Here is a 13,430-nt window from a genome sequence, read left to right as displayed (position 1 = left end):
TAAAGTTTAAAATAAAAACAGAATGAAATTACCTTTTTATATAGTAGATGTTTTTGCAGAGAAAAAATATACCGGAAATCAATTGGCCGTTTTTTTAGATGCTGATGGATTAAGTACCGAAGAGATGCAAAAAATAGCACGCGAAATTAACTTTGCCGAAAGTACTTTTATCACTAGCATTCAACCCAAAAATAACAGTGCATCAATTCGAATTTTTACGCCAGAAAATGAAATGCGGTTTGCGGGTCATCCAATCATTGGGACTTCTTGGGTTTTGATGAATAAAATAGTTGAAAGCCAACCTCGAAATTTTAAGTTGTCGGTGCCAATAGGTGAAATTCCAATTCAGCAGACAGAGGATTTGGTTTGGCTGCAGGCTGCTCAACCTCAATTTTGGGATGTTTTCTCAAAAGAAGATTTTTTGTCTTTTAGCAATTTGCTTACTGCCGATTTTGATGATAAATTTCCGATTCAGGAAGTGACTACAGGAAGTGCATTTGTAATTGTTCCGCTTAAAAGCAAAAAAGCTTTGGAAGATTTAAATCTTGAATTGATTAAAATGAAAGAGTGGTTACTGGCTCATTGTAGAACAAATCATAGGGCATTGTATTTCTATTGTTTTGACCAAGGGGAACTTTACAGCCGAATGTTGTGCATTGAACATAATCAGATTGTGGAAGATGCAGCAACGGGAAGTGCAAGTACCTGTTTGCAGGCTTTTCTTTTGAAATACCATTCGGCTAAAATTAAAAGGATCAATCATCAAGGAGATTTTATCAATAGACCTTCACGAATCTATTTTGACGGGGAATTGACGGGGAATGATTTTGATATAAAAATTGGAGGAAAAACGCAATTCATTGCAAAAGGAGAATGGGAAGTATAAAGAAGAGGGCAGAAGTAGAAGGCAGAACTCAGAATTCAGAATTCAGAAAATAGATAGAAAAAAAGAAATATAATGATCAAAAACATAAAAGCATTGATAAATAAACGTTCGACGTTCTCGGCTCCCTCCCCTTCGGGGGAGTCCCGATGGCTATCGGGAGGGGTGTGGATTTTTCTCCTACTTTCCCAATTTTCATTTGCTCAAAACAAGCAAGATAATATTGGAACAGAAGTAGTAAATGTGGTAAAACCATATACGCCAACAATTTCAGATGCTTTCAAAGTAAAAGAAGTTCCAGTGATTACAAACGATGAAAATGCTAAAAAGGAAAATGTGAAATATTCCATTTTGCCTTTTCCTGTGGCTTCTACTTTTTCGCCTTCCAAAGGGAATGCCGAAGGAGTCGAAAAAGCAAAACAAGCGCGTTTGTTTAAAAATTATGCAACTCTGGGTCTTGGGAATTATGGAGCCTTAAATGCTGAATTGTATGTGACCGATAATCTCAATAATAATGAGTATGTTAGTGGAATGTTTCGCCATCAATCCTCACAAGGCGGATTGAAAGATGTCACTTTGGATAATGGTTTTTATGATACTTCAATTGATCTGGTTTATGGAACAAACGAAAAAGAAATGGCGTGGAATATCAATGCAGGCTATCAAAACCAAATTTATAATTGGTACGGTTTGCCAGCCAGTTTTGGAAATACGTTGACACTTCCGCAAAGTATGGCGTTGGTCAATAGTATTAATCCGCAACAATCGTATAATTCGATATCTCTAGGAGGTGATATTGCTTTTGAAGAAGGGATTTTGAACAATGCTAATTTAAAATTCAACCATTTTTCGGATGCATATAGCTCATCTGAAAATCGATTTTTGCTAACGCCAAATTTTAAATTTGATGTGATGGATGAAGCGATAAAAACCAAAGTAATTGTCGATTATGTGGGTGGAAGTTTTAAGAGTGATTATTTAGGAACCAATATTGCTTCCTTAAAATATGGTTATACGAATTTGGGAATCGTTCCAAGTTTTGAAATGATAAAGGAAGATTGGACATTGAATGTAGGTGCCGGTTTGATGTATAGTATGGGGACTGAAAATAAAAGCAACAAGTTCTATGTGTATCCTTCGGTAACAGCTTCCTGTAAAGTTGTGGGTGATTTGATGATTTTTTATGCGGGTGCCGTTGGGGATTTACAGCAAAACAGCTACAAGGATTTTGTAGATGCCAATCCGTTTGTTTCGCCTACATTAAATATTAAACCAACCAATGAGCTTTACGATGTTCATGCGGGATTAAAAGGGAAATTGGCCAGTACAGTTAGTTATGATGTAAAAGCTTCTTATGTATATGATGAAAATAAAGCATTGTTTGTAAGTAACGATTATAACGAAAAAAATACCAATGCCAATTATGCTTTTGGAAATTCCTTAAGTGTGGTTTATGATGATATGAAAACCATCCGTTTTTATGGGGAGTTAAAAGCCGATTTGGCAAAAGGGGTATCGGTTGGAGTTGATGGGACTTTTAGCAGTTATACCAATAAAACCCAAACCGAAGCATGGAATCTGCCTTCCATTCAATTGAATTCGACTTTAGATTTTGCCATTACGGAAAAATGGTTTGCAGGAGTTAATTTATTTTATGTAGGAGAACGAAAAGACCAGCAACAAAACACGGATATTGTTTATGTAGTGGCTCCAAGTCCTATAACATTAGATAGTTATTTGGATTTGAATGCCAATGTGAGATTCAAATACAACGAAAGATTTACGGCATTTATAAAAGCCAATAACATCACAAACAACGGCTATCAAAAATGGTTGAATTATCCTGTTCAAGGTTTTCAAGTGTTGTTGGGAGCGAGTTGTAAATTTGATTTTTAATCCTAAACCCGACAGGTTTTAAAAACCTGTCGGGTTTGATATCAAGTAGTTTAAAAAATGACTTTCAAACAAAAAATATACCAACAATACCACCAATTAGTTCAAGATAGAATCGACGTATTCAAAGACATGATTGTTGCCCTTACCGAAGATTCAAAAAATGATGCCAAAGGTTCGGCTGGCGATAAGCACGAAACAGCCTTGTCTATGATGCATCTTGAACAAGAGAAACTCAATATGAAACTCAAAGAAGTATTGACTCAAAAAGCAGTTTTGGATAAAATAGACGCTTCTATAGTTGCCGAAACTATTGTTTTAGGAAGCTTGGTAAAAGCCAATGGAATTTATTTGTATCTCAGTCTTGCGCTTCCAAAAATCAATGTCGAGGGAGTAAATGTTATTGCTTTGTCTCCACAATCGCCTTTGGGGAATAAATTGATGGGGAATAAAGTTGGATTTGCTTTTGAGATTAATACGACCAAATATGTAATAGAAGAAATTTTATAGCATTCCTATTTTAGAACTATTCATTTTGTAATCTACGGTTTATTGGGGCTCTTTGTTTATATTAGCTCAATTAATTAAATCGTTTATTATGAAGCCAATTTATTTTATACTTTCCTTAATTTTTTTGATTTCCTGCAATCAGAAAAATAAAATTGCTGTAGACACTATCGTTACGAATGCCAATATTTATACCGTAAATAAAGATTTTGGTAAAGCCTCGGCTATGGCTATTCAATCTGGTAAAATTGTCGCTATTGGTTCTGATGATGAAATAGCAAATTCGTATGATTCCAAAAACACCATTGATGTAAAAGGGAAGTTTATCTATCCGGGTTTGTATGATGCGCATTGTCATTTTTATAGTTTTGGACTGAGTCTGCAAGAAGTTGATTTGCGCGGAACCAAAAGTGTATCTGAAATAATTGATCGAATTCAGAAATTTCAAAAAGAAAAAAATTCTGATTTTATTGTTGGCAATGGATGGGATCAAAACGATTGGCAAGTAGCTAAATTTCCAAGCAAAGCAGATTTAGATGCTGCTTTCCCGACTATTCCGGTAGTTTTAAATCGTGTAGATGGTCATGCCATTGTTGTAAACAGTGTGGCTTTGAAACTGGCAGGAATTACAAAATCAACAAAAGCGACAGGTGGAGAGATTGTTTTAGAAAATGGAGAACCTACCGGAGTTTTAATTGATAATCCAATGGAATTGGTTTTTAAAATCATCCCCAAACCCAATCGTAAGAAACAAATCGCTGCGGTATTGGACGCCGAAAAAGTGATGTTTCAATATGGGTTGACAACGGTAAATGATGCAGGCTTGGATCCGGATATTATCAATTTGATGGATAGTTTGCAAAAAGCAAAAGCCATGAAAATTAATGTCTATGCCATGATTACGGCAAATCAAAAAAATATTGATTTGTACCTTAAAAAAGGAATCTACAAAACAGATAATTTGAATGTTTGTTCGTTTAAAATGTATGGAGATGGTGCATTAGGTTCTCGTGGTGCCTGCTTGCATAAACCGTATTCGGATAGTCCAAAACAATATGGAGCACTACTTTCTTCTGTTGCTCAATTAAAAAATGTGGCGAAACAAATTGCCGATTCTCCTTTTCAATTGAATTCACATGCTATCGGAGATTCTGCGAATACCGTTTTATTGAAAATTTACAAAGAAGTGTTGACAGGTAAGAAAGACAGAAGATGGAAAATCGAACACGCTCAAGTAATACAGGAAGCCGATTTTGATTATTTTAAAACAGGGATTATTCCTTCGGTGCAACCTACTCATGCGACATCCGATATGTATTGGGCTGGAGAAAGATTAGGAAAAGAGAGACTGAAAAATGCGTATGCCTATAAAAAATTACTCCAAAAAGCCGGAATCGTTGCTTTAGGTACTGACTTTCCTGTAGAAGAAGTAAATCCGATGTTGACATTTCATGCAGCTGTAGCCAGAAAAGACAGTAAAAACTATCCAAAGACAGGTTTTCAAATGGAAAACGCCTTGAGTAGAGAGGAAACGGTAAGAGGAATGACCATTTGGGCGGCCTATTCTAATTTTGAAGAAAAAGAAAAAGGAAGTCTTGAAGTGGGTAAATGGGCCGATTTTGTACTGTTTGATCAGGATTTAATGAAAGTAAATGAAAATCAAATGGTTAAATTGAAGCCAAGCCAAGTGTTTTTGAAAGGAGTCAAAGTGAAATAGGTTTATTTCGCGAAAAGCGAAAATTTACAATTTATAACGCAAAAGCTAGATTTGTTTCTTTTGTAATTACATATTAAATGTAAAATTGAAATTTAAGTTGCGATTTATAACTAAAAATGCTATTTATGTTTTCTGTTTGTAACCTTTAGCGCATCTTTGCCTTATCAAAATAAACTAACAGTTAAAATATAAAGTTATGTGTGGAATAGTATGTGCCTTTGACCTAAAACAAAAAGCAGAAGTTTTAAGACCTCAAGTGTTGGAAATGTCTAAAATCATTCGTCATCGCGGACCAGATTGGAGTGGAATTTTCAGCAATGATAAAGCAATCATGTCCCATGAGCGTTTAGCAATTGTTGATCCAGCTTCTGGAAAACAACCTTTGTTCAGTGAAGATGGAAATCTGGTTTTGGCTGCCAACGGAGAAATATACAACCACAGAGAATTGCGTAAACAATTTGAAGGCGATGGATCGAGCTTGTCGAAATCAAAATATCACTTTAAAACCGAAAGTGATTGTGAAGTTATTTTGGCTTTATACAAAGAAAAAGGACCTCATTTTATAGATGAAATGAACGGTATTTTTGGTTTTGCCATTTACGATATAGAAAAAGATGAGTATTTTGTAGCTCGTGACCACATGGGAATCATTCCATTATACATCGGTTGGGATCAACACGGGACTTTTTATGTGGCTTCAGAATTGAAAGCTTTAGAAGGATATTGTGCCAAAATTCAATTGTTTCCTCCGGGACATTATATGACAAGTAAAGATGGTGAATTTGTACAGTGGTACAAAAGAGAATGGGTAGATTATGATGCCGTAAAAGACAACGAAACAAGTATACCGGCAATCAAAGAGGCTCTTGAAGCAGCCGTTCACAGACAATTGATGAGTGATGTGCCTTACGGTGTTTTGCTTTCAGGTGGTTTGGATTCTTCTATTACTTCGGCTGTAGCCAAAAAATATGCCCAAAAAAGAGTTGAATCAGGAGATGTTGCCGATGCTTGGTATCCGCAATTACATTCTTTCTCTGTTGGATTAGAAGGTTCTCCAGATTTAGCGGCTGCTCAAATTGTGGCAGACCATATCGGGACAATCCATCACGAAATAAAATTCACCATCCAAGAAGGTTTGGATGCGGTGCGCGATGTGATTTACAGTTTGGAGACCTATGATGTTACTACTATTAGAGCATCGACACCAATGTGGTTAATGGCGAGAGTGATTAAATCGATGGGTATCAAAATGGTATTGTCTGGTGAAGGGGCAGATGAATTGTTTGGAGGGTATTTGTATTTCCACAAAGCACCAAATGCAAGAGAATTTCATGAAGAAAACGTACGCAAATTAAGTAAATTACACATGTATGACTGTTTGCGTGCCAATAAAAGTTTAGCGGCTTGGGGAATTGAAGGACGTGTGCCATTTTTAGATAAAGAATTTATGGATGTGGCGATGAGGATCAATCCACAAGATAAAATGATTAACAAAGAGCACCCAATGGAGAAATGGGTGGTTCGTAAAGCTTTTGAAGATATGTTGCCAGCAAGTGTTGCTTGGAGACAAAAAGAGCAGTTTAGTGATGGTGTGGGCTACGGTTGGATTGATACTTTGAAAGAAGTTGTTGCTGTTGAGGTTTCGGATGAACAATTAGCAAATGCCAAATTCCGTTTCCCATTACAAACGCCAACTTCAAAAGAGGAGTATTACTACCGTTCTATTTTTAACGAGCATTTTCCAAGTGATGCAGCTGCTTTATGTGTACCACAGGAGGCAAGTGTGGCTTGTAGTACAAAAATCGCTTTAGAGTGGGATGCAGCGTTCAAAAACATGAATGATCCATCAGGTAGAGCAGTTGCCAGTGTGCATGATGACGCTTATGTAAAAGCATAAATATAATTTTGAATTTAGTTTAAGAAACGGCTTCTATTTTGAAGTCGTTTTTTTTGTGGATATAAACCATAAATGTTAATAACTTAAACGCTTAAAACAGGAATAAATAGGTAAAATAGATAGTGTTTTTATATATTTGCGTGTTAGACGAAAATTACATTTTTTTTAGATTAAAATATATGAGCGAAGAAATCAAGAAGGATAATTATTCAGCAGACAGTATTCAGGCATTAGAGGGAATGGAGCACGTAAGAATGCGTCCATCGATGTACATTGGAGATGTAGGTGTAAGAGGGTTGCATCATTTAGTTTATGAAGTTGTAGATAACTCTATTGATGAGGCAATGGGAGGCCATTGTGATACCATTCGAGTTGATATCAATGAAGACGGTTCTATTTCTGTTGAGGACAATGGACGTGGTATTCCAGTAGGGATTCATAAAAAAGAAGGAGTTTCGGCATTAGAGGTTGTAATGACTAAAATTGGTGCTGGGGGTAAATTCGATAAAGATTCGTATAAAGTATCTGGAGGTCTTCATGGTGTTGGGGTTTCGGTGGTAAATGCTTTGTCAAACCATTTAAGAGCAACGGTTCACAGTAGCGACGGAAAAGTATACGAACAGGAATACGAAAAAGGAAAAGCGCTTTATCCGGTAAAACAAATTGGAGAGACGACTAAAAGAGGTACAATAGTTACTTTTTATCCGGATCCTTCTATTTTTACTCAGACAATAGAATATTCGTATGACACTCTATCTGCACGTATGCGTGAGTTGTCCTATTTGAATAAAGGAATCACTATTACTTTTACAGACAAAAGAGAACTTGATAAAGACGGAAATTTTGTTTGTGAAGTTTTTCATTCTACAGAAGGACTTAAAGAATACATTCGATATTTAGATGGAAATCGTGAGCCAATTATTGCGCACGTAATTTCTATGGATAACGATAAAGGAGAAATTCCAGTTGAGGTAGCTTTGATTTATAATACAAGTTACTCAGAAAATATTTTTTCTTACGTAAATAATATCAATACTCACGAAGGAGGTACGCACTTGCAAGGTTTTAGAACGGGTCTTACAAGATCATTGAAGAAATATGCGGATGCCTCCGGAATGCTAGAAAAATTAAAGTTTGATATCTCAGGAGATGATTTTCGTGAAGGTCTTACGGCGATTATTTCGGTAAAAGTAGCTGAACCACAATTTGAGGGGCAAACCAAAACTAAACTTGGAAATCGTGAAGTGGTTTCTCCAGTTAGTCAAGCTGTTGGCGATATGATTGAAGCTTATTTGGAGGAAAATCCAAATGATGCCCGAATTATTGTTCAAAAAGTAATACTTGCAGCACAAGCACGTCATGCGGCCAAAAAAGCGCGTGAAATGGTACAACGCAAAACCGTAATGGGTGGAGGTGGATTGCCAGGAAAATTATCGGATTGTTCAGAGCAAGATCCTGCAAAATGTGAAGTATATCTTGTCGAGGGAGACTCGGCGGGTGGAACGGCCAAACAAGGTCGTGACCGTGCGTTTCAAGCGATTTTGCCTTTAAGAGGTAAGATTTTGAACGTTGAGAAAGCCATGCATCATAAAGTTTTTGAAAACGAAGAGATTCGAAATATATTTACGGCACTCGGAGTTACCATAGGAACAGCCGAAGATAGTAAAGCATTAAATATTGAAAAATTAAGATACCATAAAGTAATTATTATGTGTGATGCCGATGTCGATGGTAGTCATATCGCTACTTTAATCTTAACTTTCTTTTTCCGTTTTATGAAAGAACTAATCGAAGAGGGACACGTATATATTGCAGCTCCACCTTTGTACTTGGTTAAAAAAGGAAAAAATAAAGAATACGCTTGGGACGATAAAACTCGTGATGATGCAAATGCTAGAATGGGTGGAGGAGCAGCGATTCAGCGTTATAAAGGTCTTGGAGAGATGAATGCGGAGCAATTGTGGGAAACGACAATGGATCCAAGTTTTAGAACATTAAGACAAGTTACTATTGACAGTTTAGCAGAAGCGGATAGAGTTTTTTCTATGTTAATGGGGGATGAGGTGCCACCAAGAAGAGAATTCATCGAGAAAAATGCGGTTTACGCAAATATCGACGCATAATGTTTTAAGGGACTGTACTTTTTTTTATTACTAATTAACAAAAAAACCATATAAAAATGAAAGTTACCATTGTAGGGGCAGGAAATGTGGGAGCATCTTGTGCAGATTCAATTTCTTATAGAGGAATTGCAAGTGAAGTAGTGTTATTGGATATTAAAGAGGGTTTTGCCGAAGGTAAAGCAATGGATATTATGCAATGTGCTACGAACACTGGTTTTAATACAAATGTTTCAGGTGTTACGAATGATTATTCTAAAACAGCAAATAGTGATGTTGTTGTGATTACCTCTGGGATTCCTAGAAAACCAGGTATGACCAGAGAAGAATTAATTGGAATCAATGCAGGAATTGTAAAAACAGTTGTAGAGAATGTATTAGTGCATTCGCCAAATTGTATTGTTGTTGTGGTTTCTAATCCAATGGACACTATGACTTATTTGGCTTTGAAATCAACAGGTTTGCCAAAAAACAGAATTATAGGAATGGGTGGAGCTCTTGATAGCTCTCGTTTTAGATATTATTTGTCTAAAGCTTTAGATAAACCGTCTAACGATATTTCGGCAATGGTTATTGGAGGTCATGGTGATACCACAATGATTCCGTTAACCCGTTTGGCTTCTTATAATGGTATTCCAGTTTCTCAATTTTTATCTCAAGAAGAATTAGAGAAAGTAGCTGCTTCAACTATGGTTGGTGGTGCTACACTTACAGGTCTTTTGGGAACATCTGCTTGGTATGCTCCAGGAGCTTCTGTTGCTTATTTGGTAGATAGTATTTTGAATGACCAAAAGAAAATGATTGCTTGTTCTGTTTTTGTGGAAGGGGAGTACGGACAAAATGATATTTGTATCGGGGTACCTTGTATTATAGGTAAAAACGGAGTTGAAGAAATTGTTGAGATTGAATTAAATGATGCTGAAAAAGCTGCTTTTGCAAAAAGTGCTGAGGCTGTTAGAAATATGAATGCTGATTTGAAATCGGTATTAGCATAATAATTGGCGTATAAAAAAGAAGGCTGCAATATTGCAGTCTTTTTTTTGATATTAATCAATAAAAAATTGGTTAATCTTAGCGTTAATTATATATTTGCTCGGTTTAAAAAAAATGACATAAATCGTGGAGTTCTTTTTTGTTTTCAAAAATCGACGTAATGGCTTATTTTATAGGGTTTAAAACAAAAATAAATAAATAAAAATAATTAATTTTTAGTAATAATGCAGAATAAAGGACTGATTAAATTTTTCGCAATTCTATTTGCGTTGGTGAGCATTTACCAACTTTCTTTCACTTTTGTCTCAAGCAAAATAAAAAGTGATGCAAAAACTTTTGCTGGTGGTAACCCAGATAAAGAAGTAAAATATTTGGATTCTATTGGTAAAGAAAAAGTTTTTAACTTAGGTTTTACTGATTTTACATTCAATGAAGTAAAAGACAAACAAATCAATAAAGGTCTTGACTTAGAAGGTGGAATCAATGTGATTCTTCAAATTTCTGTTAAAGACATTTTGAAAGGATTATCTAATCATTCAAAAAATCCTGTTTTTAATAAATCTTTAGCTGATGCTACTGTAAATCAAAAAGGAAACCAAACGTATTTAGATGCATTCTTTGATGCTTTTGAAGCCAATTCTAATGGAACTGTAAAATTAGCTTCTCCAGATATCTTTGCTAACAGAAGTTTGCAAGGTGAAGGTGGTGTTACTTTTCAAATGACAGATGCTCAAGTTCAGAAAGTAATCAAAAGAAAAGTTGATGAATCTGTTGAAAGTGCTTTTGGAGTATTAAGAAAACGTATCGATAAATTTGGTGTAACACAACCTAATATCCAAAAAATTGGAGAAACTGGAAGAATTCTTGTTGAATTGCCAGGGGCTAAAGAGGTAGATAGAATCAAGAAATTATTGCAAAGTACTGCTCAATTAGAGTTTTGGGAAACGTATAAAATTGAGGAAATTGGTAATTTCATGATGGCTGCCAATGAGTCATTGAAAAAAACGGAGATTACTAAAGTTGAAACTAAAAAAGTTGTAAAAGATTCATTGAGTGCTTTATTGACTGATGCTAAAGATACTGCTGCTACAAAAAAAGGAAACAATCCTTTATTCGATAAAATTGTTGCTCAAGGTGGTGGACCAGTTTTAGGTCTTTTTTCTCCAAAAGATACTGCAGTTGTAAACTCTTATTTTAAAAGAGCTGACATTAGAGTTTTATTGGCAGGTGATCAACGTTATGCAAAATTTGTATGGGGAAAACCAACTACTATTAAAGATGCCAAAGAAAAAGAGGTTGAAGTAGTAGAATTATACGCATTGAAAGGAAACAGAGATAATGTTGCTTCAATGGGTGGTGGTGTTGTAACAGATGCTAGTGATACTTTTGATCAAATGGGTAAACCTGCTGTTTCTATGCAAATGAACAACCAAGGTGCAAAACAATGGGAAGAATTAACTGGAAGAGCTTATACTCAAAAAAGTAATATAGCTATTGTTCTTGATGATATTGTATATTCTGCTCCTGGGGTTTCTAGTGGACCTATTGCAGGTGGTAGATCTGAAATTTCAGGTTCATTTGATGTTACAGAAACTAAAGATTTAGCAAACGTATTAAGAGCTGGTAAATTACCTGCAGCTGCAGAAATAGTTCAATCAGAAGTGGTAGGGCCATCCTTGGGTCAAGAAGCTATTGATAATGGTACTACATCTGCTATTATAGGATTGCTTTTAGTGTCGTTATGGATGTTGGTTTACTATGGTAAAGCAGGATGGTATGCAAATATTGCATTGGGTGTGAATTTATTATTTATGTTTGGTATTTTGGCAAGCTTAGGTGCTGTGCTTACTTTGCCGGGTATTGCTGGTATCGTTTTAACAATGGGTACAGCGGTTGATGCGAATATCATTATCTACGAAAGAGCTAAAGAAGAATTGCGTGCAGGTTTGTCACTCGATGAAGCTGTAAAAGTTTCTTATAGTTGGAAAGGGGCAATGCGTTCTATTGTTGATGCAAACGTTACGCATATCTTAATTGGGGGAGTGTTGTTTATCTTCGGTTCAGGACCAATCAAAGGATTCGCAACTACATTATTAATCGGTATTGTAACTTCATTGTTTACTTCTATCTTTATTGCTAGAATTTTTATCGATAGAAATATTGCATTTAAAAACAGTTTGTCATTTGTAACTAATTTTTCTAAAAATTTCTTTACTAACTTCCACTTTGATTTCTTAAGAATCAAAAAATGGACATACGTTTTCTCTGCAGTTGTAACTGTAGTGAGTTTGGTTTCTATTTTCACTAATGGTTTTGATCAAGGTGTAGATTTTGTAGGAGGAAGAACTTTTCAAGTACGTTTTGAAAAACCAATGCAAGCTGAAGTTGTTAAAGACGAATTGACTAAAGTTTTTGGTAGTGCGGAGGTAAAAATATTTGGAAGTGAAAATCAATTAAAAATTACAACTAAATATAAAATTCAAGAGACTGGAAGTGCTGCTGATGAAGAAGTAAATAAAATGTTATTTGAAAGCTTGAAGCAAAATTATTCTGCAGGCTTGACTTATGATAAATTTATAAATGCCTATGATGGAAAAAAATTAGGAGTTTTACAAGCTTCAAAAGTTGGACCAACAGTAGCCGAGGATATTAAAACCAATGCGTACTGGGCTGTTCTTGGAGCAATGGCAATTGTGTTTTTATACTTGCTTATCAGTTTCAGAAAATGGCAATATGGTTTGGGAGCGATTGCTGCTGTGGCGCATGATGTTATCTTCGTATTGGGTATTTATTCATTATGTTGGAAGTTTATGCCTTTTGGTATGGAAATCGACCAACATTTTATTGCTGCGATTCTTACCGTTATTGGATACTCAATGAATGATACCGTAATTGTATTTGACAGGGTTCGTGAATTCTTGGATGGTAAAATAAAAGGTAGTTTTGGAGAAATTGTAAATAAATCGATTAACTCTACAATGTCAAGAACGATCAATACGTCATTGACGATGATTGGAGTATTGTTAATCATGTTTATTTTTGGTGGAGAATCTATTAGAGGATTTATATTCGCAATGCTTATTGGTATTGTTGTAGGTACTTACTCTTCATTGTTTATTGCTACACCAGTATTGGTTGACACAATTTCTAAAGAAGATAAGGTTAATGTTGAAATACAACATCAAGAAGCTTAGTTTATAGCTTAATCTTTAAAAAAAAGGATTCAACGAAAGTTGAATCCTTTTTTTATATATGACAATCCGTTAAGTAGACCATGATTGATTTTCTTGACACAGATTTCACAAATTTTCACAGATTAATCTGTGAAAATTTGTGAAATCTGTGTCAAATAAATACATTCAAGTTTTTACATTTATTGAACAATTCGTGTAGTAATCTTATTGGTATTAGTTGCGGACA

At 35.3% G+C, this 13,430-nt stretch carries 8 protein-coding genes; all 8 read left to right on the top strand.

The window, feature by feature from the left end; translation table 11 throughout:
* The first annotated feature begins 22 nt into the window (after positions 1-22).
* The 8 genes from FNW52_RS17240 to secDF all read left to right on the top strand — a co-directional run bounded on the left by FNW52_RS17240 (position 23) and on the right by secDF (position 13,204).
* Entirely contained in the window at positions 23-886 is an 864-nt protein-coding gene (locus tag FNW52_RS17240) for a PhzF family phenazine biosynthesis protein (protein WP_143378725.1), read from the top strand.
* 72 nt (positions 887-958) lie between these two features.
* On the top strand, positions 959-2,779 hold the full coding sequence (locus FNW52_RS17235) for a TonB-dependent receptor (protein ID WP_255515633.1): 1,821 nt from the start codon (positions 959-961) through the stop codon (positions 2,777-2,779).
* A 57-nt stretch (positions 2,780-2,836) separates the two neighbouring features.
* Entirely contained in the window at positions 2,837-3,286 is a 450-nt protein-coding gene (locus FNW52_RS17230) for a hypothetical protein (protein WP_143378724.1), read from the top strand.
* Positions 3,287-3,374: 88 nt separating this feature from the next.
* A complete protein-coding gene (locus FNW52_RS17225; RefSeq protein ID WP_143378723.1) occupies positions 3,375-5,000 on the top strand; it encodes an amidohydrolase in 1,626 nt (541 codons plus the stop codon).
* 196 nt (positions 5,001-5,196) lie between these two features.
* On the top strand, positions 5,197-6,897 hold the full coding sequence (gene asnB / locus FNW52_RS17220) for an asparagine synthase B (protein ID WP_143378722.1): 1,701 nt from the start codon (positions 5,197-5,199) through the stop codon (positions 6,895-6,897).
* 179 nt (positions 6,898-7,076) lie between these two features.
* Complete coding sequence (gyrB, locus tag FNW52_RS17215) at positions 7,077-9,020, top strand: DNA topoisomerase (ATP-hydrolyzing) subunit B (RefSeq protein ID WP_143378721.1); 1,944 nt, start codon at positions 7,077-7,079, stop codon at positions 9,018-9,020.
* Positions 9,021-9,076: 56 nt separating this feature from the next.
* Positions 9,077-10,012 (top strand): malate dehydrogenase, encoded by a 936-nt coding sequence (locus FNW52_RS17210; RefSeq protein ID WP_143378720.1) that lies wholly within the window; start codon positions 9,077-9,079, stop codon positions 10,010-10,012.
* A 222-nt stretch (positions 10,013-10,234) separates the two neighbouring features.
* Positions 10,235-13,204, top strand: coding sequence for a protein translocase subunit SecDF (gene secDF / locus FNW52_RS17205; protein ID WP_143378719.1), 2,970 nt, complete (start codon positions 10,235-10,237; stop codon positions 13,202-13,204).
* Positions 13,205-13,430: the final 226 nt, after the last annotated feature.

The sequence above is a fragment of the Flavobacterium sp. ZT3R18 genome (genome assembly GCF_007097385.1).
In the GTDB taxonomy this organism is placed as follows: domain Bacteria; phylum Bacteroidota; class Bacteroidia; order Flavobacteriales; family Flavobacteriaceae; genus Flavobacterium.
Note: the sequence above shows the minus strand (reverse complement) of the source record. Positions and strands in the feature narration are given on the sequence as shown.